We start from the raw sequence: 24266 nt of genomic DNA, 5'->3' as shown, positions 1-24266 counted from the left end.
GATAGCAAAACGAAACTTATAATCACAAGGCGATTTTCCCGTCTATTCCCCGGTCTCCAACTGCTCTCGCATAGTCTGTAAAAATCGCGCGAGCTCACCACCTGTCACCGCACGGTGGTCTGCAGTAATGGAGAGCGGCAACAGCTTGCGTACCCGCGCCTTGCCTTTGTGCGGTAACACCGCCTTGTGTGCGCGGCCAGCCCCGACAATGCAGACCAGCGGCGGCACCACCACCGGAGTGGCGAAACGGCCCGCGAGGCTGCCGAAGTTCGACAGGTGGATGGTGGCGCCCTGCAGGTCTTGCTGCGGAATACCGCCATCTTCCGCCTGCTGTTTAAAACGGGCGATCGCTGCCTGCAGATCCTGAGGTGAAAGTGCTGCGACATCCTTTAGCACCGGCACATACAGGCCTTTGGATGCATCCACCGCCAGGCCCACGTTAATCGGGGCCTGCGGCTGCAAGGTATCGTTGATGAAGTACGCATTGAGGTTCTGCTCAGCCGACGCCGCTTCGACCATTGCCCGAAGCAAACGGACGGTCGCATTAGTGCCTTTTGGCCAGCGCGAAATATCCACCTCATCGCACAGGGTCATGGGGCAGATCTGGTCGCGGCTCTGAGCCATCACCATCGCCATGGCGCGGCGCGCAGGTTCAGCAGAGGCGGACGGTATTGTTGGCGCAACCAGCACACCATCGGATTGCGACGGCGCCTGCACCCGTATCGACTCCTGCCGCATAGACTCCTGCCGCATCGACTTCTGCTGCCGCATAGACATTGTTGCGCCGGTGGCGGCAGCGCGCACTTCGGCTTCACTAAAACGGGAACCCGCGGGGTGAAGCCTGGAAAGATCCACACCCAATTGCCGGGCCAGTGCTCGCACCGCGGGCGTGGCGCTGCGTGGGCGGTTGGATACGGGGTGATGTTCCTGTGTCAGCGCCTGACCGCCGGCTTCGATTTTGCCAACAACCGTGCCGGTATCGGGCATTTTCGCCGACGTTTGCGCTATTTCACCCTGCTTGAAGCCGATAAGCGGTTGACCGGTATTCAGAGTTTGCCCCGCGGCGACAAAGCACTTTTCCACCACACCAGCGTATGGCGATGGCACCTCTACCAGGGCCTTGGCAGTTTCCACGGTGACCAGGGGCTGATCCGCGGCAACGCTGTCACCTTCCTGGACCAGCCACTCGCGGATGGTGGCATCTGGCAGGCCCTCGCCCAGATCAGGCAGCTTGAAGATCTTCATGGCAACGCCTCTCCACCACTCAGTGCATTGGCGCTTATAGAGGAACCGGGCTCACAGCGCGAATACTCCAGTGCGGTGCGGGCCCCGGCGAGTATGCGCTCGACGCCAGGCAAGTAGGCACCTTCCAACTGGTAGTAGGGCATTACCGTGTCGTAGCCGGTAACGCGCTGTACCGGCGCTTCCAGCAAATCGAAGGCGTACTCCTGAATCTGCGCGGCAATCTCGGCGCCGAGGCCACCAAAACGCGCGGCTTCATGTACCACTACGCAGCGCCGGGTTTTCTCCAGGGAATCAATAATCGTGTGGATATCCAGCGGCTTGAGCGTGGCGGGGTCGATCACTTCCGCCTCGATGCCGCTGGCGGAGAGTTGCTCCGCCGCCTCGAGGGTTTCTTTGACGCTGGCACCCCAGGCAACGAGGGTCAGGTCACAACCTTCCCGCAGCACAAACGCGCGATCCAGCGGCAGTGCTTCGCCGTCATCGGGTACCGGTTGTTTGGCGGCGCGGTAAATGCGCTTCGGTTCCAGGAACAGCACCGGGTCTGGATCGCGGATGGCCGCCAGTAGCAGACCGTAGGCACGCGCGGGCGAGGAGGGCACCACCACGCGCAGACCGGGAATGTGCGCGAAGATTGCCTCGGTGCTTTCACTGTGATGTTCTGGTGCGTGAATGCCGCCGCCATACGGCGCGCGGTACACGACGGGACAACTGAGCCGGCCGCGGGTGCGGTTGCGCATGCGCGTGGCATGGCTGAGGATGTGGTCGAGGCCAGGATAGATAAATCCCATAAACTGGAATTCGGCGACCGGGCGCAGCCCTTGCGTGGCCATGCCCACGGCGACGCCGGCGATCATGGTTTCCGCAAGTGGTGTGTCGAGTACGCGCGCCGCACCGAAACGCTCCTGTAAGCCCTCGGTTGCCCGAAATACGCCGCCGTTCGCCCCAACATCTTGCCCAAACACCACAACTTCGGGGTTGTTTTTCAGCTCGAATGCCAGCGCCTGGGTTACCGCTTCCACCAGCGTTATCGTGTTTTGCTGATCCCCCATTTATGCACCGGCCCCCTGTTGCTGTTCATCGCGCAACTGGTCGTACTGTTCATACAAACCCTCAGGTAACTGTGCATACAGGTGATCGAAGATGGCGGTGACCGGCTCAGGCGTCCGCGTTTGCCAGTTGCCCAGCGCCATCTCCATGGTCGTGGCCAACTCCCGATCCAGGTCCTGCTGTTTGGCGTCGCTCCACAAACCCTGTTCACGCAAGTAGCGATCCAGGCGCTTGATCGGCTCCCACTGCCAGGCTTGCTGCAGAGCTTCGGCACTGCGATAGCGGCTGGCGTCGTCCGCGGTAGTGTGATCGCACAGACGATAGGAAATCGCCTCGATCAGCGCGGGCCCATCGCCATTGCGCGCTCGTTGCAGCGCATCTTGCACCGCCCAGGCCACCGCTACCACATCGTTGCCATCCACCTGCAGCGCGGGGATCCCGGCAGCGACGGCTTTTTGTGCAATCGTCTGGGTCGCGGTCTGGCCGTGGCGCGGCACCGAGATGGCCCACTGGTTATTGTTCACCACAAACACCACCGGCAGCTTCCACACCCCGGCGAGATTCATCGCTTCGTAAAAGTCGCCCTTAGAAGTCGCGCCCTCGCCACTGCTGGCGACGGCTGCCTGCAACGGCACACCTTCCTGTTGATGCCGCTGTTTCAAGGCAAAGGCGGCGCCCACTGCGTGCAGCATTTGGGTAGCAATAGGAATACAGATCGGCAGGTCGCTGGGAGAGTGCTGGAAGTTCTGCCCGCGCTCATCCCCCCCCCAGATGGCAAGAATTTCTTCGATGGTAACGCCGCGCTCCAGTAGCGCGCCGGTTTCGCGGTAGTAGGGGCAATAGACATCATCGGCGGCCAGGGCATTGCCAGTGGCGATGCCGATGGCTTCCTGACCGAGGGTGGAAGGGTAGGTGCCGAGGCGGCCGGTGCGCTGCAGTTTTACCGCGCGATCATCCACCAGCCTGGCCAACTGCATTTGCCGATAGCAATGGGTAAGCCAGTCCGGCGTGGCAAATTCAGGTAGCGACTGTATTGCCTTGCCCTGATTGTCCAGATACTGGAGATGGGCAATATCAAAGGAAGCTTGCAACTGCAGGCGGGGTTTGTGCATCGGCGCGGTCCCTGGATTCCGATGCTTGTAGTGTAGTTGGAGGTAACCGGGTTCGATTTTTCGCGGTTCGGTGGCGGCAAATCACCGGGGATTATTTTTCGAAACCGAGCTGGGCGCCCCCCAGTAAACCCATCCCTGGGCGCTGCGTCGGCGACGTCCTGTCGCCGACGCTTTCGAAAAATAATCCCCGGCACTTTGCCTTCTCTTGACCCCATCTACTTCGTTAGTGGAGCAGGAAAGTTCTTACGAAGTGAATTGGATTCGACTGAAGGTCGAGTACCGGGTGCAGATTTTCAGGAGCGTCGCAAACAGGGATGTTTGCGACGCAGCGTACATGGATGTACTCGCAGCGGTCCTGAAAATCTGCACCCGGTGCTCCACCGCCACCCTAATAGCTTAAAAGCACCTGAAGTATCGAGCTCAGGACTTCTTGGTAGGCCGCTGCCAGCCACCAATATTTCGCTGCTTACCACGGGCAACAGCCAGTTCGTCAGCACTCACTTCACGGGTAATTGTTGAGCCAGCGCCGATGGTTGCACCAGAACCGATGGTTACCGGCGCCACCAGCGCCGAGTTAGAACCGATAAAGGCGCCATCGCCAATAATGGTTTTGGATTTGTTCACGCCGTCGTAATTACAAGTGATGGTACCGGCGCCGATATTCACGCCTTCTCCCACTTCCGCATCACCGACATAGGAAAGGTGATTGACCTTGCTACCCAGGCCGATTTTAGCTTTTTTGGTTTCGACGAAATTGCCGACTTTTGCCCCGTTGGCCAGCTCGGTCCCCGGGCGTAGGCGCGCGAAGGGACCAATGGTGCAGGCTTCGCCGACGCTTGCATCTTCAATAATCGAATTGGCCTCCAGCACCGTACCCGCGGCCAACTGGCAGTTTTTCAGCAGACAGTTGGGGCCAATCTTTACACCATCACCGAGAGTGACGTCACCTTCGAACACGCAGTTGATGTCGATGGAAACGTCTGCGCCGCAGGCAAGGGTTCCGCGTACATCGAGACGCGCAGGATCGAGCAGGGTGACGCCGGCGGCCATCAGGTCTTCGGCATTTTCTGCCTGCAGTGCACGCTCCAGTTCCGCCTGCTGGGCACGGCTGTTTACACCGGCGACCTCGTTGGGGTCATCGGCGATAACACCAGTGACGGCGATATTCTCACTCACGGAGCGCGCGATCACGTCGGTTAGGTAGTACTCACCCTGGGCATTATTGTTGGAGAGCTCCGGTAGCCACTGAGCCAGCAGGTCAGCCGGCGCCGCAAGAATACCGGTGTTGATTTCGGTAATTTTGAGGGTGTCGGCGTCAGCATCTTTCTGCTCGACAATCGCCTGCACCGCGCCGGACTCATCGCGTACGATGCGCCCGTAGCCACTCGGGTCATCCATCACCACCGACAACAACGCAGGGCCCGAGGCAGAAGCCTCGAGCAAGCTTTGCAGTGTCGCGGTTTTTACCAGTGGCACATCGCCGTAGAGCACCAGTACTGTGGCGCCCTTGCGAAAATTCGGAATTGCCTGGGCAACGGCGTGGCCGGTACCCAGCTGTTCGGTCTGCTCGACAAATTGCACACCGCTATCGGCACAGCGCTCGCGCACGAGGTCCGCACCGTGACCGATAACCACGGTAATACTTACGTCACCGAGCCCCTTGGCCGCATTGATCACCCGCTCCAGCATCGGCACGCCACCAATGGGATGCAGAACCTTGGGAAGATTGGAGCGCATGCGGGTGCCTTTACCCGCGGCGAGGATGACAACGTCGATAGCCATGAGAATCCTTGGAGAATTAACAACAGGAGAAAGTGTGATTGGACACCCCTCTTTATAGATAGATACCAATCATTTTTGCTGGAGGCGGATTGTTACGGCTCAAGTCCACGACCGCAAGCACTCCGATGCAGCATGTTGCCAACGGTGCCTTGGTGTGCGGCAAACGGCTTGTGCAGACGAAAATCTCGCCAGCTTTGAATATACCGACTTTTATTCCGTTCGGCGTCTATTCATTGTTTTTTACCGACGTTTCGGTAGTTTTTCCTGAATACAGATTTCTCTAGTGCGGCCCAAACTCGTAGGTTGCGCTGTTCAAGACAACTCCAGTAAACCGGGAGCTCGAGATGATAAAAACCAAAGTCAGCCAGCTGGCACGCCTGATCGGCGGTGCCAGTCTCGCCCTGACCCTGCCACTGGCCGCGGCCGCGGAAGAGGCGAAGAAGGAAGCGGACAAGTGGGACGTGAACAAACCGCCCTACGAGTTCAAATCCATACCGCTGGACACCCGCGAAACCACGTGGAGCAACCTGGACATCAGCCCGGACGGCAAAACCATCCTGTTCGATATGCTGGGTGACATCTATGAAATGCCCATCGACGGCGGCAAGGCCACCTCGATCACCAATGAGATTGCCTGGAATACCCAGCCGCGCTTCAGCCCGGACGGCAAATCGATCGTCTTCGTGAGCGACCGCGACGGTGCGGATAATGTGTGGATCATGGATCGCACCGGCGACAACCTGCGTCAGCTCACCACCGAACGTGAAAACCTCGTGCACGCACCGAGCTTCAGCCCGGACGGCCAATACCTGGTTGCGCGTAAAGGCTTTATGAGTGGCCGCAGTATCCCCGCCGGTGAGATTTGGATGTACCACTATGGCGGTGGTGAAGGCCGCCAGATCAAGGCGCGTCTTGGTGGCGATATCGCCCAGAAGAACATTTCCGATGCGGTGTTCTCCCCGGACGGTCGCTACATCTATTACACCATCGACACTACCCCGGGCACCGTGTGGGAGTACAACAAGAACTCCACCAAGCAGCTCTTTGCCATCAACCGCTATGACCTGAATGACGGCAAGGACGAGACCTTTGTCTCCGGCCCCGGCGGCTCCATCGCCCCAATGCCCTCCCCGGACGGCAAAAAACTGGCCTTCGTGCGCCGTCAGGACTTCAATACCGCGTTGTTCGTGAAAGACCTGAGCACCGGTCTGGAGACACCACTTTACTCCGAGCTGGAGCGCGACCTGCAGGAAACCTTCGGCTCCCACGGCAACTACGTACAGTACGACTGGATGCCCGACGGCAAATCCCTGGTGGTGTGGAGCAAGGGCAAGTTCCTGCGCATCGCCGCCGACGGCAGCAGCCTGCAAAGCGGCGCACGCGAAATCGTCGCGCACATCCAAACCGACAAGCAGGTCGCCGATGCGGTTCGCTTCCCGGTCGATGTGGCGCCGGATGCATTCAACGTAAAGATGATTCGCTGGGCGCAGAAGTCTCCGGATGGCAAGCAGATCGCCTTCCAGGCACTGGGTAAAATTTACGTACAGGACGTTAAAAGTGGTGAACGTCGCCGATTAACCCGCCAGGATGAGCACTTCGAGTTCTATCCGAGCTGGTCCCGCGACGGCAAGCAAATCACCTATGTATCCTGGGACGACGAAAAACTGGGCCAGGTACGTGTGGTATCTGCGCGCAGTGGCCGCGGCAGGAACATCACCCAGGAGCCCGGCCTGTATGTGGAGCCGAGCTTCTCCCCGGATGGTGAACAGGTAACCTTCCGCCGCTTTACCGGTGGCTACCTGCTGAGCCCCGAATACTCCCTCGAGCCGGGAATTTACCTCGCCGACGCCGATGGCGATTGGCAGCGCCGTATCGCGAAGTCCGGTTACGAGCCGCACTTTGGTGCCGACGGTGAGCGCATTTACTTCTCCGAGTACATTTACGGCAACGGTGGCAAGCGTGTCTTCAAGAGTGTCGACACCAACGGTAAGGACGAGCGTGAACATCTGCACGGCGCAGAAATCACCTCCTTCCGCCTGTCACCGGACGGTCGCTGGGTAGCGTTTACCCAGGACTTCAAGGCATTTGCCGCCCCGTTTATGCACACCGGCAAATCTGAATCCATCGGCCCCAAGGCCAGTGCGGTCAAGGTAACCCAGGTATCCAAGCGCGCCGGTGAGAACCTGCACTGGTCCGCCGACAGCAACACCCTGGGTTGGGCCCACGGCCCGAAACTGTACGAGCGCGAACTCAAAGACGCCTTTGGCTTTGTCGCCGGTGCGCCGGAGCAGCTACCTGAGCCCGTTAGCGATGGGACCGACCTGAGCTTCGAGCAGCCGTTTGCCAACAGCGGCAAACTGGTGGCCCTCACCGGTGGCACCGTGGTCACCATGCGCGATTCCGAGCAGACTCGGGAAGTGATTGAAAACGGTGTGGTGCTGTTCCGCGGCAATCGTATTGTGGCGGTTGGCGCAACCAGTGAGGTGGAAATCCCGGTGGGCACCCAGCGTATCGATGTAACCGGCAAAACCGTACTGCCGGGGCTGATCGATGCCCACGCCCACGGCGCTCAGGGACGCGAGGAAATCATCCCGCAGCAGAATTGGAACCTGTATTCCAGCCTGGCCTTTGGCGTGACCACCATTCACGACCCCTCCAACGACAGCAGTGAGATCTTCTCCGCTGCGGAAATGCAGAAGGCCGGCATCATCAACGGCCCGCGCATTTACTCCACCGGCACCATCCTTTACGGCGCCAAGGGCCCCGGCTACAAAGCCAAGATCAACAGCCTGGAAGACGCGGAATTCCATGTGGAGCGTCTCAAGGACATGGGCGCAATTTCCGTGAAAAGCTACAACCAGCCGCGCCGCGAACAGCGCCAGCAGGTACTGGAAGCAGGCCGTAAACACGGCATCATGGTGGTGCCGGAAGGCGGCGGTAAGTACCAGCACAATATGAATATGATTGTGGACGGTCACACCGGTGTTGAGCACTCACTGCCGATCGCCAATATTTATTCCGATGTGCAGCAGCTGTGGAGCCAGACTCAGGTAGGTTATACCCCCACCTTCGTGGTGGCCTACGGCGGCCTAACCGGCGAATACTACTGGTACGATCACACCGAGGTTTGGAAGAACGAGCGCCTGACGCGCTTCACTCCGGACTTTATCGTCAACCCGCGCTCTATCCGTCGCGAGCGCGCGCCGGATCACCACTACAACCACTTCAATGTGGCCAGCCACGCCAAGCAGCTGCGCGACCAGGGCGTTACCGTGCATATCGGTGCCCACGGTCAGCGCGAGGGCCTCGGTGCCCACTGGGAAATGTGGATGATGGAGCAGGGCGGCTTTACCCCGTGGGAAGCGCTTCGTTCCGGCACCATGGATGGCGCCCGCTATCTGGGTATGGATAAGGATCTGGGCAGTCTGGAGCCTGGCAAGCTGGCGGACATCATCGTGGTAGACGGCAACCCGCTGGAAAACCTGCGCCTGTCCGAGAACATCAAATACACCGTGATCAACGGCAAGGTATTTGATGCAGCCACCATGAACGAAGTCGACGGCGACCAGCGTCTGGCGTTCTTCCATGAGCGCCTGCCGGTCAGCGCCATGCCGACCCCGACCGCGGAAGCGATCCAGGAGAAGCAGGAGCGCCATCACTGGGTGCACTGATTTCCCATTACCCATAACAAAAAAGCCCGCGAAATCTCGCGGGCTTTTTTGTTTTTGCGAGACCAATTTTTTAATGGCTGCGCTCGAGTAATTTCTGCGCTCTGGCACGCAAGTCTTGCGAGTGGCTCCAAGCCACAACGCGCTCCAGATATTCCCGGGCCTGATCAGCTTCTCCCAGATGCGCCAGGTAAAACCCGATCGCCGCATTGAGGTTCAGGTGATTGGGCTGCTGGTGATGGGCGCTCAGCATAATTTGTAGCGCCGATTCGCTTTCGCCCTTTAGCTGATACACCACCCACAGCGTGCGGTAGCCGGGCAAGTAGTTGGGCCCGGCCTGTACAGCAAGCTTGCCGTACTTTGCCGCCTTGGCGTAATCGTCCTCATCCCACTTGCGGGTTTGGCTGAGTGCTTGCAAGCGCAGCAAATAGTAACGCGCAAGGTTTGCCGCGGTGAGGTGGCTGACAAGGCCGTATTCACCGACATCCTGCAGCATTTTCTCGCCAAATTTAAAGTTGCCTTTCTCAGCCTCGATCACCGCCATAGCAGTCAGATTCTCGGGCCAGCCGAGTCCCTGCTCTTCGCTTTGTTGCAAGTAATTCATCGCCAGTAAGGACTTTTGCAAATCGAGCGCCTGATTCGCCAGCAGGAACAAGCGCTCGTTTTTATTTAACGCGCGACGGGGGATGGAGTAGGAATATTCCGGTATATCCAGGCTGTAACGATGAATATCGTCGCGCATATAGGAGAGCATTTCCCGCTGTATATCGGCGATGGGCTTACCGAAATACTCGGTAAAGCTGGTAACAGGCTCGTCGCCTGCAGCAGCGGCGCGCAGGTAATTTTCGGTAGCGGTGCGATAGTCGGGGTGGCCGGCATTGTGGCCCAGTTGCAGGTAGTGGGTCAGCAACCAGGCACTGGCATAGTAGTTATTCCAGTAGCGGCTGTTGTCACGGCCATTTGCTGACGTGAGTGATGGTGGCGATAGTAGCTGTTCGATCGTTAGCGGTGCGTCTTTGGCCCACGCGCTCAGTCGCCATTCCGGCAGGCCGCCCACCAGCACAGTATTTTTGCGCAATTCCGCGCTCGCCAGCAGTTCGGCGAAGCCTTCCGCGTACCAGCGCGGGTAGGTCATAGTGCTGTGTTCGCGCATCAGGTGGTGTACATACTCATGGAATATGAGTCCGGAACCGGTAATCCCATGATCACCGTCGCGGGAGAAAATTACCGGGCCATGCCAGGTCTCCCGGTAAAACCCGGCAATTTTTTGATCGCCAGAGAACTTCTGAAATTCGGTGGAGTTGCGGAAATGGAATACCCGCAGTTTTGTGTTTTCGGGAATCTCTTCAAGGCCGGTAAAGGAGAGGGCGGTGCGGCGGAAGCGCTCCAGATCGCGCATCAACGTGTTGACGCGCTGCTCGGAAACGTCGGAATACACGGTGAAGTTTTCCGACTGGTATTCATGCCACTCGGCGGCAGACAAGCAGGGGCTGAGCAGCACCAAGGTAAACAGGGCGCTCATACGCAAGTATTTCGTCACAGACATCTATTACCTCTGCATACCCCATTTGACAGGACGTTAGTCCAGCGCGGAAATTGCTGTCATCCAGCCAATGAGCCTAAGAACCGACGACAGTTTGCTCACAATCCTGGCGCACCGTGTCCTCGATCCAAGTGCGCAGGCGCAGAACTTCTTGTTCGCCGAGTTCAATAGCTTCGCCGGCGCGGGCGTATTCATTGCCGCCGATCTCGCCTACCTTGGGCCTGATCAGCACGTCCGGTGGCGCGCCCATCATGCGGGTGCGCTTGTGCCGGCGCTCCAGAATCTCCATGGCCCGCCGCATAGTATCGAACATGCCCGGCGGGCTCGCTTTGCCTTCGCGACTGCCACGAAAGTGATTCAATTGTTCGCGCCCCTGTTCCACCAGCCGCGATAACCCCTCGGTAAAGCTACTCTCCTGTTCGCCACCACCGGATTCACGCTGCTCAATTTCTTCACTTTCTGCCTCCAGCAGGAGCTCATCGGCCTCAGGCGACGCGGCGCTAATAACACTGCGCACTTCCCCATGCTCACGGTCCATTAACGGCGCCGCATCTTCGGTAACGTCGACAGCGATCACCGTGGTTGCACCCATGGCGCGACACACATCCACCGGTACCGGGTTGGACACGGCGCCATCCACCAGCCAACGACCGGAGAGATCCTTGGCGGATAGCAGGCCCGGAATTGAACAGGACGCGCTTACTGCTTCCTGAAGATTGCCCTGTTGCAGCCAGATTTCTTGTCCGCTGTGCAGATCGGTGGCGATGGCGGTGAACGGAACCGGCAACTCCTCGATCTGCTTGTATTCCACCTCTTCGAAAAAGGTGCGAAATGGCTTGATACCACCGATGACCCCGCCGCTCAGCGTCCAGTTGATGTCGAGCAGTGATAACACCTTCCAGTTATCCAACAGACGCGCCCACTCTTCGAGACGATCCAGGTGCCCGGCAGAATAGGCCGCACCGACAAATGCACCCATGGAGGTGCCGGCAATCACGTGCGGGCGTATGCCCATTTCTTTCAGCGCGCGCAGCACGCCTATATGAGCAAAGCCTTTTGCCGCACCGCTGCCGAGGGCAAGGCCAATACGTGGGGCACCGTTTTTCGTTCCATTTACCATGTGGATTCCAATTCCGGTATTTAACTGGATAAATAATGACGCGGCTTGGCCGGGATTGAAATGACAGGCACAAAAAAAGCAGCCGAAGCTGCTTTTTCAGACCTGCTGTAGGAAGCAGATGCGCGTTACTTGCCGGCTGCCTTGCGGATCGCCTGCAGGGTGCGCAGACGGGCTTCGGCTTCGGCGAGTTGCGCGGAAACGCGGGCGTAGTCGATATCCGCCGGGGCGCTGCGCAGGGCGTGTTCCGCCTCTTCGCGTGCCTTTTTGGCTGCATCTTCGTCGATATCGCGCTCGGCGATGTCGGCCAGGATGGTTACCATGTTCGGCTGGATTTCGGCATAGCCGCCGCTCAGGAACAGCACCTCTTCATCACCATTGTCTTTGATGATGCGTACCGGGCCGGGCTTGAGGTGGGTGAGCAGCTGCGCGTGACCGTAGGAGATACCGAGCTCCCCTTCGACGCCGCTGACAATCACCATCTTCACCAGACCCGAGAAGAGGGATTCCTCTGCGCTAACAATGTCGCAATGTACAGTCATAGCCATAAGGCTACCTCATTCTCAGCTGTTTGCCTTGTAAGGCCCGGCGAAAACCGGGCCTCACGCGCGTGCCTTACTTCTTGTTGGCTTTCTCGACGGCTTCGTCGATGGTGCCGACCATGTAGAAGGCCTGCTCTGGCATATCATCGTATTCGCCGTTCAGGATGCCCTGGAAACCACGGATGGTTTCTTTCAGGGAAACGTATTTGCCCGGTGCACCGGTAAATACTTCCGCTACGTGGAACGGCTGGGACAGGAAGCGTTCGATCTTACGCGCGCGCGCTACGATCTGCTTATCTTCCTCGGACAGTTCGTCCATACCCAGGATCGCGATGATGTCCTTCAGCTCTTTGTAGCGCTGCAGTACAGACTGTACGCCACGGGCTACAGAGTAGTGCTCCTCACCAATCACCTGCGGATCCAGCTGACGGGAAGTGGAGTCGAGCGGGTCAACAGCCGGGTAGATACCCTTGGCGGCGATGTCACGGCTCAGTACTACGGTGGAGTCCAAGTGGGCGAAGGTGGTCGCCGGAGACGGGTCGGTCAAGTCATCCGCCGGTACGTATACCGCCTGGATGGAGGTGATGGAGCCAGTCTTGGTGGAGGTAATACGCTCCTGCAGAACGCCCATCTCTTCCGCCAGAGTCGGCTGGTAACCTACCGCAGACGGCATACGGCCGAGCAGTGCGGATACTTCGGTACCGGCCAGGGTGTAACGGTAGATGTTGTCTACGAACAACAGTACGTCACGACCTTCGTCACGGAATTTCTCGGCCATGGTCAGACCGGTCAGGGCTACACGCAGACGGTTGCCGGGCGGCTCATTCATCTGGCCGTAAACCATCGCTACCTTGGACTTGGCAAACTCTTCGACGTTAACAACGCCAGCTTCCTGCATCTCGTGGTAGAAGTCGTTACCTTCACGAGTACGCTCACCTACACCCGCGAACACGGACAGACCGCTGTGCTCGGTGGCGATGTTGTTGATGAGCTCCATCATGTTTACGGTTTTACCTACACCGGCACCACCGAACAGACCAACTTTACCACCCTTGGCGAACGGACATACCAGGTCGATTACCTTGATGCCGGTTTCCAGCAATTCGGTGGAGCTGGACTGCTCTTCGTAGGTTGGTGCAGCGCGGTGGATAGAGGAACGCTCTTTCTCACCGATAGGGCCACATTCGTCAATTGGGTTACCCAGTACGTCCATGATACGACCCAGGGTCTCGGTACCTACTGGTACAGAAACCGGCGCGCCAGTGTTCTTTACTGGCAGACCGCGGGAGATACCCTCGGAAGAACCCATGGCGATAGCACGTACAATGCCGTCGCCCAGCTGCTGCTGCACTTCCATGGTGAGGTCTTTACCCTCAACCACAAGTGCATCGTATACATTCGGTACGGCGTCGCGCGGGAATTCCACGTCGATGACCGCGCCGATAACTTGCACAATTTGCCCGTTACTCATTTCCCGATCCTCAAAGTTCAAATCTTTCGGCGGTCGAATTAGACCGCTGCGGCGCCGCCAACAATCTCAGACAGCTCTTGGGTAATCGCTGCCTGGCGCGCCTTGTTGTAAACCAGCTGCAGTGCGTCGATCAGCTCACCGGCGTTATCGGTGGCGCTCTTCATCGCAATCATACGTGCAGCCTGTTCACAGGCCTTGTTTTCAACTACTGCCTGATACACCTGAGACTCGATGTAGCGAGACAACAGTCCGTCGAGAATCTCGACAGGCTCTGGCTCGTACAGGTAATCCCATTCGTGCTGCAGTTGTTCATCTTCGTCTTTCTTCAACGGAAGCAGCTGGTTGATCTGCGGCTTCTGGGTCATGGTGTTCACGAATTCGTTGGACACCAGGAAGAGACGGTCGATCTCGCCACTGGCGAAACGATCGAGCATCACTTTCACAGAACCGATCAGTTGCTTGGCCTGAGGCTGGTCGCCCAGGTCGCGCACTGCTGCTACGACGTTGCCGCCGATGCTGTTGAAAAAGCCGGCCGCCTTGTTGCCGATCGCGCAGATGTCTACGCCTACACCCTGTTTGTCCCAGGTGTGCATATCACGGATCGCTGCCTTGAACACGTTGATGTTCAGACCACCACAGAGACCGCGGTCGGTGGATACCAGAATGTAACCCACACGCTTTACTTCGCGCTCTTGCAGGTAGATGTGCTGGTATTCCGCGTTGGCGTTGGCAATGTGGCCAATCACCGCGCGAATGCGGCTTGCGTAAGGGCGCCCCAGTGCCATGCGATCTTGAGCTTTACGCATCTTGCTCGCCGCAACCATTTCCATGGCCGAGGTGATTTTCTGCGTGCTCTTGATGCTGGCAATTTTTGTGCGTACTTCTTTTCCGCCTGCCATAGTGCTTTACCTTGTTCGCTCGCGTTGTTTCGCCCTGTACTCAGAGAGTGCAGGGCGAAAGCGGATTACCAGCTACCGGTAGCGACGAATTTCTCGATAGCGGCCTTGAAGGCAGCGTCGATTTCGCCGTTGTAGTCACCGGTGCTGTTCACTTTTGCCATCAGCTCTGCGTGTTCGCTGTTCATGTAAGCGAGCAGGGCGGATTCAAAGTCCAGCACCTTGTTGACTTCTACGTCGTTCAGGAAGCCTTTGTCGGCAGCGTAAACAGATACCGCCATGTCCGCGATGGACATCGGGGAGTACTGCTTCTGCTTCATCAGTTCGGTAACGCGCTCACCGTGGTCCAGCTGGGCCTTGGTGGCTTCGTCCAGGTCAGAAGCGAACTGGGAGAAGGCCGCGAGTTCGCGGTACTGCGCCAGTGCGGTACGGATACCACCGGAAAGCTTCTTGATCACCTTGGTCTGTGCGGAACCACCAACACGGGATACGGAGATACCCGGGTTGATCGCCGGACGTACACCGGAGTTGAACAGGTCGGTTTCCAGGAAGATCTGACCGTCGGTAATGGAGATTACGTTGGTCGGTACGAACGCGGAAACGTCACCCGCCTGGGTTTCAATGATTGGCAGTGCGGTCAGGGAGCCGGTTTTGCCTTTCACTTCACCGTTGGTGAACTTCTCTACGTACTCAGCGTTTACGCGAGCAGCGCGCTCCAGCAGACGGGAGTGCAAGTAGAAAACGTCACCCGGGTATGCTTCACGGCCCGGAGGACGCTTCAGCAGCAGGGAGATCTGACGGTAGGCCCAAGCCTGCTTGGTCAGGTCATCGTAAATGATCAGGGCGTCTTCACCGCGGTCGCGGAAGTACTCACCCATGGTGCAGCCAACGTATGGAGCCAGGAACTGCATCGCAGCTGGGTCGGCGGCGCCGGCAGCAACAACGATGGTGTGGTCCATTGCGCCGTGCTCTTCGAGCTTGCGCACAACGTTTGCAATAGAAGACTGCTTCTGGCCTACGGCAACGTAGATACACTTAATGCCGGTGCCTTTCTGGTTGATGATCGCATCGATCGCAACCGCAGTTTTACCGATCTGACGGTCGCCAATGATCAGCTCACGCTGGCCACGACCGATCGGGATCATGGTGTCTACCGCTTTCAGACCGGTCTGTACCGGCTGATCAACGGACTGACGGGCAATTACGCCAGGTGCTACTTTCTCAACAGCGTCGGTCAGCTTGTTGTTCAGCGGACCTTTACCGTCGATCGGGTTACCCAGGGCGTCAACCACACGACCCAGCAGCTCCGGACCAACCGGGGCTTCCAGGATGCGGCCAGTACAACGACACTTCTGGCCTTCCGCCAGAGATTTGTAGTCGCCCAGTACGATGGCACCAACGGAGTCGCGCTCCAGGTTCAGTGCCATACCGGTAACACCGCCTTCGAACTCGATCATCTCACCGTACATCACGTCGGCCAGGCCGTGGATGCGGATGATACCGTCGGATACGGAAACAATTGTGCCCTCATTCTGGGCTTCAGTGCTCACATCGAGATTGTCGATGCGGCTCTTGATAATTTCACTGATCTCAGAGGGATTCAGTTGCTGCATGCTCTGTTCCTCGATTCCCCGGCAGGGCTGCCCACCGGGAAGGTAATTTAGGAGTTCATCGCCTCGGCGAGTTTGGCCAGTCGGCCGCGCACGGTGCCATCGATCACCGTGTCACCAGCGCGAATAATCGCGCCGCCCAGCAGACTTTCGTCGACCGCGCTGTGCAGGTGCACCTCGCGGGCAAACTTCTTGCTGAGTGCCTGGGTGAGGCGCTGGGACTGTTCGTCGCTGAGCGGGCGGGCAGAGATAACTTCCACTTCGAGAGTGGCTTCTGCCTGGGCCTTCAGGTCTTCGAACAGTTCGGAAATTTCCGGCAGCAGCGGCAGGCGGTGGTTTTCCGCCAGCAGCTTGATGAAGTTCTGCATGGCGGCATCGTAATCGCCACATACAGACAGGAATTTTTCCGCGCGCACTTCACTGGTCAACTGCGGGTTATCCAGCAGCTCGCCAATTTTTTCGTTCTGGCTGACCGCCGCTGCGGTTACCAACGCCGCGCTCCAACCGCTGAGGTCGGAGGCTTCCTGGGCGTGGGCAAATGCCGCTTTAGCGTATGGCCGGGCCAGAGTGCTGAGTTCCGCCATGGGTTCCTCGCTTACAGCTCGGCTGCCAGTTTCTCAATCATGTCATCGTGTGCCTTGGCATCGATGTTGATTGAGAGGATTTTTTCTGCGCCGGCAACAGACAGGGCAGCAACACGGGTACGAAGTTGTTCCTTCGCGCGGTTTACTTCCTGTTCGATTTCCGCCTGTGCGGCAGCTTTCAGGCGATCGCCTTCGCTGCGTGCAGCCTCTTTGGCTTCATCAACGATTTGGTTGGCGCGCTTGTTGGCACCATCGATGATTTCGGCCGCTTGGGCTTTGGCTTCTTTCAGTTGCTCGGCCGCTTTGCGCTGGGCCAGCTCAAGATCTTTTTCTGCGCGCTCGGCTTCTTGCAGACCGGTGGCAATTTTTTGCTCACGTTCTTGCATTACACCCAGCAGGGCCGGCCAGACGTATTTCCAGCAGAACCATACAAAGGCGAAAAAGGTGATCGACTGGCCGATCAGAGTCAGGTTGATATTCACACCGACACCTCTTGCTCTTTCAAAAGTGGATTAAAGGGCAATTGGAACGATGGATTAACCAGCCAGACCAGGAGCAACCGCGAAAATCAGGTACATAGCGATACCAACACCGATCATCGGTACGGCGTCGAGCAGACCAGCCATCAGGAACATTTTGCCTTGCAGAGCAGGAGCCTGCTCCGGCTGACGAGCAGAACCTTCCAGCAGTTTGCCACCCAGGGTGCCGAAACCGATAGCAGTACCCAGTGCGCCCAGACCGATCAGCAGTGCAGCAGCTACGTATACCAGACCTAATGCTTCCATTGTTTTCTCCAAAAGTAAGTTAAGAGTTGTTGAAGTTGAAAGTGAGTGAAAAAAGTCAGTAAACCGACAAATCCTTTACAGCTGGCACGACCTTACTGGTCGTGCGCGTGCTCTTCTTCCCGGTCGTGCGCCATGGCCATGTACACGGTAGTCAGTACCATGAATACGAAGGCCTGCAGGGTGATGACCAGGATGTGGAAAATCGCCCAGCCCATCTGCAGGAAGCTGGCGCCGATAAAGCCCAGAACGCCAACACCGAATACGATGGCGATCAGGATGAAAATCATCTCACCCGCGTAGAGGTTACCGAACAGACGCAGGCCGAGAGAGACAGGCTTGGCGATCAGGGAAACCGCTTCCAGCAGGAAGTTGAACGGGATCAGGAAGATATCTACGTACCACTTACCGGAGTGGAAGGGGTGCAGAGTCAGTTCCTTCACAAAGCCCATCAGGCCTTTTTCTTTCACACTGAAGAAAATCATCAGGGCGAACACCGCCAGCGCCATACCCAGGGTGGCGTTCAGGTCGGTGGTAGGAACAACCTTGAAGTAGACGTGATGCGGATCGGCACCGGTGAGAGCAGAGGTACCGTGGGCGAACGCCAGCGGCAGCCAGTCAACCGGGATCAAATCCATCAGGTTCATCAGGAATACCCACACGAAGATGGTCAGGGCCATCGGTGCAACCATGCTGTTGCGGTGCGGGAAGGTGTCTTTAACGGTTTTGTCGATGAAGTCGACGATGACTTCGACGAAGCTCTGGAAACCAGAAGGGACGCCCGGAGTCGCTTTTTTCGCCGCGCGGGCGAACAGGAAGCAGAAAATCAGACCAAGACCAATGGACCAACCCAGAGTGTCCAGGTGCACGGCCCAGAAACCCATATCGGCGGCTTCCTGACTGCTGTGTGCAATCGTCCAGGTGGATTCGGAAAGTACGGTTCCGTCGGCACGGGTGTAACCCGCTGGAAGTTTACCGTATGCAAGATTTTGCAGGTGGTGCTGGATATAACCCGTCGCGGTTTGTTCGGCAGCCATAGTTCCTCAACACGTTTTAAGATGAAAAATCTGTTTCGTGGAACCCCGAACCTGCGCGGCCTTGGTTGTCGGCCCTGAGCAAAAGCGCAGTCACTCTTCGAGGCTCCCCGCCCCCCGCTAACCTTTGGTATGCAGGCGGGCTACGAGAATCCATTGCAAAATCACGCACAAGCCGTAGCTGATAAACAGCACTGCGGGGTTCAGCGTTTTGACGCTGGCAAACACCAGCGCAAACCCCACCAGGGTCATTACAAACTTGCCGGTTTCGGCGCGGTAGAAGCTTCCCACCGCGCGCTGGCTGGCGCGCGCTCCGCGAATCTTGCCGCGGTTCGGCCCTAACAGCTCAAAGGCACGCAAACCAAAATACAGATTGGGCACCACACACAGGGCGCCGCCAAGCAGGGCGGAAAGGGCGATGACACGTCCCAGCGTGAATTCGAGCGCCACTACAGCCAGCAAAACAACCGCTAGCTGGATCAGCGAAATCTGTACAACTGGGGGATTACGCATAGGCGGGAACAGGCCGGCCAAATTTTCTTTTCCGCCCAAAAATTGGGCGTGCGAATTATGGAGGAACGAGGCTGTCGATTCAACTAGCAAATCTCGCCAGATGGTATGGCTTTCGCGGTCGTTTACCACCTATTTCGGTGATAGTAAGTACTTACAAATCGAGGAGTTATTTGGCGGCAGAGGTGCCAGCGGGCAGGGAAGCATGCGCCAAAACACCGCACTGTTTTGGCGCATTTTTTACAGAAACGTTGCAATAGTAACGTTTCCAGAGCATTACGACTGTAAGAGACTCAGTCTTCGCTGTAGCCCAGGTGGGCCAAAATGCCGTCCAGCTCATCCAGGCTGGTGTACTTGAGTACCAGCTTGCCGGCACCTTTTTCGCCGTGATCGATCGACACCGGAACACCAATTTTTTCTGCCAGCTTTTCACTCAGACGGCGAATATTGGGGTCCACGGGGGCTTTCTTCGGTTTCGGCTTGCCCGCCTGGGCCTGGACGTTGCGTACCAGCGCCTCGGTCTGGCGCACAGTCAAACCGCGGTCGACCACCTGGCGGGCAGTGGCTTTCTGGTCTTCACCGGCGAGGCCGAGCAGCGCCTTGGCGTGACCGGTTTCGATATCGCCGCGCTCGAGGAAGGTGCGCACCTCGTCGGTGAGGCTCAACAGGCGCAGCAGGTTGGTCACCGCGGTGCGGGATTTACCCACGGCCTCGGCCACCTGCTGCTGGGTGAGCTCGAATTCATCCTGCAGGCGCTTGAGGGCCACCGCCTCTTCAACCGGATTCAGGTCTTCGCGCTGGATATTCTCGATCAGCGCCATAGCGATAGCGGCTTCGTCGGCCACTTCGCGAACCAGGGCGGGAACTTTATCCAACTCGGCGAGCTGGGCCGCGCGCCAGCGGCGCTCACCGGCGATGATCTCGTATTTGCGCTCACCGACAGGGCGTACCACGATGGGCTGCATAATGCCCTGGGCGCGGATGGAGTCGGCCAGTTCTTGCAGGGACTCCTGCGGGAAGTCGCGGCGCGGCTGGTAGCGGCCGCGCTGTAGGAATTCAATGGGTAACTCTTTGAGCTCGCCATCCACACGCTCGGCGACATCGCCGTTGCGCTCGCCAGTGGCCACGGCGATGGCTTCGCTGGCATTGTTGCTGATCAGATGGGAAAGCCCTTTCCCGAGGCCCTTGCGTTTCGCGGCCATAGGTTTGTTACCTCAGTCTTAAACCGCTTCCGCTACCGGGCGTGGTCCACTGTTCTGGTTGCTATTCTGGTTTGCCGCGGTGTCGCGGCGGGTAATCTCACCGGCGAGGGCGAGGTAGGCGATGGCACCTTTGGAGCTGCGGTCATAGTCGAGCGCGGGCTTGCCAAAACTCGGCGCTTCTGCGAGACGCACATTGCGCGGAATGCAGGTGCGGTACAGGCGCTCACCGAAATACTCACTCAACTGCTCGGACACATCACTGGTCAGGCTGTTACGCGGGTCGTACATGGTGCGCAGGATACCTTCGATCTTCAGGCTCGGGTTGGCGGCCTGCTGGACCTGGGTAATGGTGTCGATCAGTGAGGACAGCCCTTCCAGCGCGTAGTATTCGCACTGCATCGGGATCAATACACCGCCGGCGGCACATAGAGCGTTTACGGTGAGCATGTTCAGCGACGGCGGACAATCGATGATGATGTAGTCGTAATCATCAGCGACCTGCACGAGCGCCTGGCGCAGGCGGGATTCGCGGCCATCCATCTCCAGCAATTCCACTTCCGCCGCGGACAGGTCTATGTTCGCCGGCATCAGGTCGTAACCACTGGCGGTTGTCACGATCGCCTTGCGCGGCGGCAGCAGGCTGGCCAGCACGTCGTAGCTCGACAGCTGCAACTCGCTCTTGTCGATGCCGCTGCCCATAGTGGCGTTGCCCTGGGGGTCCAGGTCAATCAGCAATACGCGTCGCTTGTTGGCAACAAGTGACGCGGACAGGTTAACGCAGGTTGTGGTCTTGCCGACTCCGCCCTTCTGGTTAGCTACCGCAAAAATTTTGCTCAAGGTTCTGGTCCTGTTGGTCCCGTTGACGCAGTTCCTCTTGCGTCCCGGGCTCGCCGCTAGGCCGGTTTGACCGGGAGGCGCGGCAGCAAAAGCGCACCCGCGAACATCAGCCCGGTGCACTGGTATTAATCTCAGTTGTTTTTGTTCCACCCCGGCATTGGAGTGGATTGCCAGAGCTGGCGGTTCAGTCCTCGCGAACAAGGACGATCAGGTGGCGCTCGGCGTCGCACCCCGGTACTCGCAATGGGTGCATCTGTTCGACCTTAATGCCTTTTGGCAATGCGCTCAACTCATCTTCGGGGATCTTGCCCTTCATCGCATAAAAGCGGCCGCCCGCGGCGAGCAAGTGCTCACTTCCCTGCACCATATCCTGCAGGGAGGCAAACGCCCTGGAAACCACGCCAGAGTAGAGGTTTTCCGGCTGGTAGGCCTCCACCCGCTGGTTCACCACGTTGATGTTGGCGAGCTTGAGCTGGCTGGCCACCTGAAACTGAAAGCGCGACTTTTTGCCATTGCTGTCGAGCAGGCTGATGGGGCGCTCGGGGTGGATGATCGCCAGCGGGATACCGGGCAGGCCACCACCTGAGCCGACATCGATCAGCGGGGTCTGGTCTGCGGGACTGGTACCACACAGGTTCACCACACTCAGACTGTCGATGATATGGCGCTCCAGCATCTCCGCCGGGTCGCGCACTGCGGACAGGTTGTAAGCGGCATTCCAGCGCGCAAACAGGTCGAGGTAGGCCAGCAATTTGTCCTGCTGTTCACCGGTCAAATCCAGCTGTAACTGATCTGCCGCCTGCTGCAGGCGGGGTCGAAACTGCTCCATCACCTCAAACCGCCTTCTTGCGGGTCAACAGTCCGCGTTTCTTCAGCTGGATCAACAACAGCGAAACCGCTGCCGGCGTCACGCCCGGTACGCGGCTGGCCCGCGCCAGGGTGTCGGGGCGCGCATCTGTTAGCTTCTGCACCACCTCGTTGGAGAGGCCGGATACCGCGCCATAGTCGAAATCCACGGGTAGCGGGGTGTCCTCGTACGCCTGCAGGCGTTCAATTTCGTCGCGCTGGCGATCGATGTAACCGGCGTACTTGGCGGAGATCTCCACCTGCTCGGCGACGCGCTCGTCGGCGACCGCTTCCCCTTTGAGGCTGGCGATATCCGTGTATTCCAGCTCCGGGCGCTTCAGCAGGTCCTGCAGGCTGTATTCGCGGGCCAGCGGCTGCGGCAGCTTTTGCTCCAAACTGGTGGCCGCATCGGTACCCGGCTGAACCCAGGTTTCCTTGAGGCGCTGCTGCTCGAGGGCAATGGCTTCACGCTTTTCGCAGAAGGCCTGCCAGCGGGTGTCGTCCACCAGCCCCAGCGCACGCCCCTTTTCGGTCAGGCGCAGGTCCGCATTATCTTCGCGCAGCAACAGGCGGTATTCCGCGCGGCTGGTGAACATGCGGTAGGGCTCTTTGGTGCCGCTGGTGATCAGATCGTCCACCAACACACCGAGATAGGCTTCATCGCGGCGCGGCGACCAAGCGTCTTTGTCCTGCGCCTGCAGCGCCGCATTGGCGCCAGCCAGCAGGCCCTGGGCGGCAGCTTCTTCGTAACCGGTGGTGCCGTTGATCTGGCCGGCGAAGAACAGACCGGCAATAAACTTGGTTTCCAGCGACGGCAGCAGGTCGCGTGGATCAAAGAAATCGTATTCGATGGCATAGCCCGGGCGGGTGATATGCGCATTCTCAAAGCCCTTGATGGAGCGCACCAGATTCATCTGCACATCGAACGGCAGGCTGGTGGAGATACCATTGGGGTAGAGCTCGTTGGTGGTGAGCCCTTCGGGCTCGATAAAGATCTGGTGGCTGTCCTTGTCGGCGAAGCGGTGCACCTTGTCCTCGATGGACGGGCAGTAACGCGGGCCTATGCCCTCGATAACGCCGGAATACATGGGAGAGCGGTCGAGACCACCACGGATAATGTCGTGGGTCTGCTCGTTGGTGTGGGTGATCCAGCAGCACACCTGTTGCGGATGCTGGGCGCGGTTGCCCAGGTAGGACATAACCGGTAGCGGCTCGTCGCCCCACTGTTCTTCCAGGCCGGAGAAGTCCACGGAGCGCGCGTCGATACGCGGCGGGGTGCCGGTTTTCAGGCGCTCAACGCGGAAAGGCAGCGCACGCAGGCGCTCGGCAAGGGCAATGGAGGGCGGGTCACCGGCGCGGCCACCGGCGTGGTTGTCCAGGCCGATATGAATGCGCCCACCGAGAAAGGTACCGGCGGTAATGACCACGGTTTTGCCGTGAAAGCGCAGGCCGGCATTGGTTACCACGCCGGTCACCCGGTCGTTGTCGACGATCAGGTCATCGGCCGCTTGCTGGAAGATGTCCAGGTTGGGCTGATTCTCGAGGATATTGCGAATCGCCGCCTTGTACAGCGCGCGGTCTGCCTGGGCGCGGGTGGCCCGTACTGCGGGGCCTTTGCGGGCATTCAAAACACGGAACTGGATGCCACCGAGATCTGTGGCGGTGGCCATGGCGCCGCCAAGGGCGTCCACTTCTTTCACCAGATGGCTTTTACCGATGCCGCCAATGGCCGGGTTACAGGACATTTGCCCGAGCGTTTCGATGTTGTGGGTCAACAGCAGGGTGCGACTCCCCATGCGCGCAGATGCCAGGCACGCCTCGGTGCCGGCATGTCCGCCGCCAATCACGATCACATCATATTGCGTGGGGTAATCCATAGGTTCAGCTCTGGTGTCAGCTTTGCCGCTGACAGGTCACGGTAAAAATCGGCCGCACATTATAGGCGCCTTGAGCTGTGCAAAAAAGCGGCATTTTGAAATTTCGTTTTACGCTTTCTTATACCTATTTAAATAAAGTTATACATATCTTATGTGTATGTATGTGTTTATGTTTAATGTAGTTATATAGGGCAGTGTTTTTTACGTATAAGTGAAAAAAAACGTTTTAAATCAATTGGTTAGATCAATGATAACTACCCCCTAAACCCCTGCTTTTAGCAGGGTAAAACCGCGGTATGGCGGTGTGTATGAGTGGGATAAGTCTGGCGGTATGGGTCCACTCGTCGATTTGTCCCCATTTGCGTACCGGTTTCCCCTCACTTTTCCACTGTTTTTATCCACACGTGCCTATCGGGCGTCTCTCTTTTCGTAATTTTGTGTATAAGTCTGTGGTTTAACGGGATAAAAGCTTGTGTGAGTGATCTGGATAGGTGGTCTGTCTGGATAACTCTGTGAGTTTGTGTGCGCAACTCTTGTGGTTTGCTCGGGGAGATCTTGTTG

General features: G+C 58.2%; 20 protein-coding genes. 1 reads left to right on the top strand and 19 read right to left on the bottom strand.

Annotated features, from left to right (window positions below; translation table 11 throughout):
• Window positions 1–42 precede the first annotated feature (42 nt).
• The 4 genes from KUV22_RS10550 to glmU all read right to left on the bottom strand — a co-directional run bounded on the left by KUV22_RS10550 (window position 43) and on the right by glmU (window position 5186).
• Window positions 43–1245, bottom strand: a complete 1203-nt coding sequence (locus KUV22_RS10550) for a dihydrolipoamide acetyltransferase family protein (protein ID WP_222230913.1) — start codon at window positions 1243–1245, stop codon at window positions 43–45.
• Window positions 1242–2294 carry an alpha-ketoacid dehydrogenase subunit beta gene (locus KUV22_RS10545; protein ID WP_222230912.1) on the bottom strand — a complete coding sequence of 351 codons (1053 nt, stop codon included), beginning with the start codon at window positions 2292–2294 and terminating at the stop codon, window positions 1242–1244. The genes KUV22_RS10550 and KUV22_RS10545 overlap by 4 nt, the downstream gene beginning before the upstream one ends.
• On the bottom strand, window positions 2295–3404 hold the full coding sequence (pdhA, locus tag KUV22_RS10540) for a pyruvate dehydrogenase (acetyl-transferring) E1 component subunit alpha (RefSeq protein ID WP_222230910.1): 1110 nt from the start codon (window positions 3402–3404) through the stop codon (window positions 2295–2297). It lies immediately after the preceding gene.
• A 420-nt stretch (window positions 3405–3824) separates the two neighbouring features.
• The gene (gene glmU / locus KUV22_RS10535) at window positions 3825–5186 is read right to left on the bottom strand and encodes a bifunctional UDP-N-acetylglucosamine diphosphorylase/glucosamine-1-phosphate N-acetyltransferase GlmU (protein WP_222230908.1); all 1362 of its coding nucleotides are present in this window, start codon (window positions 5184–5186) and stop codon (window positions 3825–3827) included.
• 344 nt (window positions 5187–5530) lie between these two features.
• Between glmU and KUV22_RS10530 the strand changes: the two genes are divergently transcribed.
• Window positions 5531–8857, top strand: coding sequence for an amidohydrolase family protein (locus KUV22_RS10530; protein ID WP_222230906.1), 3327 nt, complete (start codon window positions 5531–5533; stop codon window positions 8855–8857).
• A gap of 70 nt (window positions 8858–8927) precedes the next feature.
• Here KUV22_RS10530 and KUV22_RS10525 read toward each other — a convergent pair whose 3' ends face one another.
• The 15 genes from KUV22_RS10525 to mnmG all read right to left on the bottom strand — a co-directional run bounded on the left by KUV22_RS10525 (window position 8928) and on the right by mnmG (window position 23705).
• Entirely contained in the window at window positions 8928–10400 is a 1473-nt protein-coding gene (locus KUV22_RS10525; protein ID WP_222230904.1) for a tetratricopeptide repeat protein, read from the bottom strand.
• Between the two features lie 73 nt (window positions 10401–10473).
• Window positions 10474–11517, bottom strand: coding sequence for a patatin-like phospholipase family protein (locus KUV22_RS10520; protein WP_222230901.1), 1044 nt, complete (start codon window positions 11515–11517; stop codon window positions 10474–10476).
• Between the two features lie 125 nt (window positions 11518–11642).
• The gene (locus tag KUV22_RS10515; protein ID WP_010131050.1) at window positions 11643–12062 is read right to left on the bottom strand and encodes a F0F1 ATP synthase subunit epsilon; all 420 of its coding nucleotides are present in this window, start codon (window positions 12060–12062) and stop codon (window positions 11643–11645) included.
• 67 nt (window positions 12063–12129) lie between these two features.
• On the bottom strand, window positions 12130–13527 hold the full coding sequence (atpD, locus tag KUV22_RS10510) for a F0F1 ATP synthase subunit beta (RefSeq protein ID WP_010131051.1): 1398 nt from the start codon (window positions 13525–13527) through the stop codon (window positions 12130–12132).
• A 38-nt stretch (window positions 13528–13565) separates the two neighbouring features.
• Window positions 13566–14426 carry a F0F1 ATP synthase subunit gamma gene (gene atpG / locus KUV22_RS10505; protein ID WP_222230900.1) on the bottom strand — a complete coding sequence of 287 codons (861 nt, stop codon included), beginning with the start codon at window positions 14424–14426 and terminating at the stop codon, window positions 13566–13568.
• A 65-nt stretch (window positions 14427–14491) separates the two neighbouring features.
• Window positions 14492–16036, bottom strand: coding sequence for a F0F1 ATP synthase subunit alpha (gene atpA, locus KUV22_RS10500; protein WP_222230897.1), 1545 nt, complete (start codon window positions 16034–16036; stop codon window positions 14492–14494).
• Window positions 16037–16083: 47 nt separating this feature from the next.
• Window positions 16084–16617, bottom strand: coding sequence for a F0F1 ATP synthase subunit delta (locus KUV22_RS10495; protein WP_222230894.1), 534 nt, complete (start codon window positions 16615–16617; stop codon window positions 16084–16086).
• Window positions 16618–16628: 11 nt separating this feature from the next.
• Complete coding sequence (locus KUV22_RS10490) at window positions 16629–17099, bottom strand: F0F1 ATP synthase subunit B (RefSeq protein WP_010131055.1); 471 nt, start codon at window positions 17097–17099, stop codon at window positions 16629–16631.
• Between the two features lie 54 nt (window positions 17100–17153).
• Window positions 17154–17402, bottom strand: a complete 249-nt coding sequence (gene atpE / locus KUV22_RS10485; protein WP_010131056.1) for a F0F1 ATP synthase subunit C — start codon at window positions 17400–17402, stop codon at window positions 17154–17156.
• A 92-nt stretch (window positions 17403–17494) separates the two neighbouring features.
• The gene (gene atpB / locus KUV22_RS10480) at window positions 17495–18436 is read right to left on the bottom strand and encodes a F0F1 ATP synthase subunit A (RefSeq protein WP_222230893.1); all 942 of its coding nucleotides are present in this window, start codon (window positions 18434–18436) and stop codon (window positions 17495–17497) included.
• A gap of 117 nt (window positions 18437–18553) precedes the next feature.
• A complete protein-coding gene (locus KUV22_RS10475; protein WP_315857535.1) occupies window positions 18554–19075 on the bottom strand; it encodes an ATP synthase subunit I in 522 nt (173 codons plus the stop codon).
• 161 nt (window positions 19076–19236) lie between these two features.
• On the bottom strand, window positions 19237–20145 hold the full coding sequence (locus KUV22_RS10470) for a ParB/RepB/Spo0J family partition protein (protein WP_010131060.1): 909 nt from the start codon (window positions 20143–20145) through the stop codon (window positions 19237–19239).
• Window positions 20146–20163: 18 nt separating this feature from the next.
• Window positions 20164–20982, bottom strand: a complete 819-nt coding sequence (locus tag KUV22_RS10465; RefSeq protein WP_222230892.1) for a ParA family protein — start codon at window positions 20980–20982, stop codon at window positions 20164–20166.
• Window positions 20983–21166: 184 nt separating this feature from the next.
• Entirely contained in the window at window positions 21167–21811 is a 645-nt protein-coding gene (gene rsmG / locus KUV22_RS10460) for a 16S rRNA (guanine(527)-N(7))-methyltransferase RsmG (RefSeq protein WP_222230890.1), read from the bottom strand.
• A gap of 4 nt (window positions 21812–21815) precedes the next feature.
• The gene (mnmG, locus tag KUV22_RS10455) at window positions 21816–23705 is read right to left on the bottom strand and encodes a tRNA uridine-5-carboxymethylaminomethyl(34) synthesis enzyme MnmG (protein ID WP_222230889.1); all 1890 of its coding nucleotides are present in this window, start codon (window positions 23703–23705) and stop codon (window positions 21816–21818) included.
• Between the last annotated feature and the right edge of the window lie 561 nt (window positions 23706–24266).

This window comes from Microbulbifer agarilyticus (genome assembly GCF_019800665.1).
Lineage (GTDB): Bacteria > Pseudomonadota > Gammaproteobacteria > Pseudomonadales > Cellvibrionaceae > Microbulbifer > Microbulbifer agarilyticus_C.
This window is presented reverse-complemented; position numbering and strand designations above follow the sequence as displayed.

Coding starts and splice junctions, on each gene's coding strand:
- KUV22_RS10550 (WP_222230913.1), bottom strand. CDS start 1,245: ATGAAGATCTTCAAGCTGCCTGATCTGGGCGAGGGCCTGCCAGATGCC.
- KUV22_RS10545 (WP_222230912.1), bottom strand. CDS start 2,294: ATGGGGGATCAGCAAAACACGATAACGCTGGTGGAAGCGGTAACCCAG.
- pdhA (WP_222230910.1), bottom strand. CDS start 3,404: ATGCACAAACCCCGCCTGCAGTTGCAAGCTTCCTTTGATATTGCCCAT.
- glmU (WP_222230908.1), bottom strand. CDS start 5,186: ATGGCTATCGACGTTGTCATCCTCGCCGCGGGTAAAGGCACCCGCATG.
- KUV22_RS10530 (WP_222230906.1), top strand. CDS start 5,531: ATGATAAAAACCAAAGTCAGCCAGCTGGCACGCCTGATCGGCGGTGCC.
- KUV22_RS10525 (WP_222230904.1), bottom strand. CDS start 10,400: ATGTCTGTGACGAAATACTTGCGTATGAGCGCCCTGTTTACCTTGGTG.
- KUV22_RS10520 (WP_222230901.1), bottom strand. CDS start 11,517: ATGGTAAATGGAACGAAAAACGGTGCCCCACGTATTGGCCTTGCCCTC.
- KUV22_RS10515 (WP_010131050.1), bottom strand. CDS start 12,062: ATGGCTATGACTGTACATTGCGACATTGTTAGCGCAGAGGAATCCCTC.
- atpD (WP_010131051.1), bottom strand. CDS start 13,527: ATGAGTAACGGGCAAATTGTGCAAGTTATCGGCGCGGTCATCGACGTG.
- atpG (WP_222230900.1), bottom strand. CDS start 14,426: ATGGCAGGCGGAAAAGAAGTACGCACAAAAATTGCCAGCATCAAGAGC.
- atpA (WP_222230897.1), bottom strand. CDS start 16,036: ATGCAGCAACTGAATCCCTCTGAGATCAGTGAAATTATCAAGAGCCGC.
- KUV22_RS10495 (WP_222230894.1), bottom strand. CDS start 16,617: ATGGCGGAACTCAGCACTCTGGCCCGGCCATACGCTAAAGCGGCATTT.
- atpE (WP_010131056.1), bottom strand. CDS start 17,402: ATGGAAGCATTAGGTCTGGTATACGTAGCTGCTGCACTGCTGATCGGT.
- atpB (WP_222230893.1), bottom strand. CDS start 18,436: ATGGCTGCCGAACAAACCGCGACGGGTTATATCCAGCACCACCTGCAA.
- KUV22_RS10470 (WP_010131060.1), bottom strand. CDS start 20,145: ATGGCCGCGAAACGCAAGGGCCTCGGGAAAGGGCTTTCCCATCTGATC.
- rsmG (WP_222230890.1), bottom strand. CDS start 21,811: ATGGAGCAGTTTCGACCCCGCCTGCAGCAGGCGGCAGATCAGTTACAG.
- mnmG (WP_222230889.1), bottom strand. CDS start 23,705: ATGGATTACCCCACGCAATATGATGTGATCGTGATTGGCGGCGGACAT.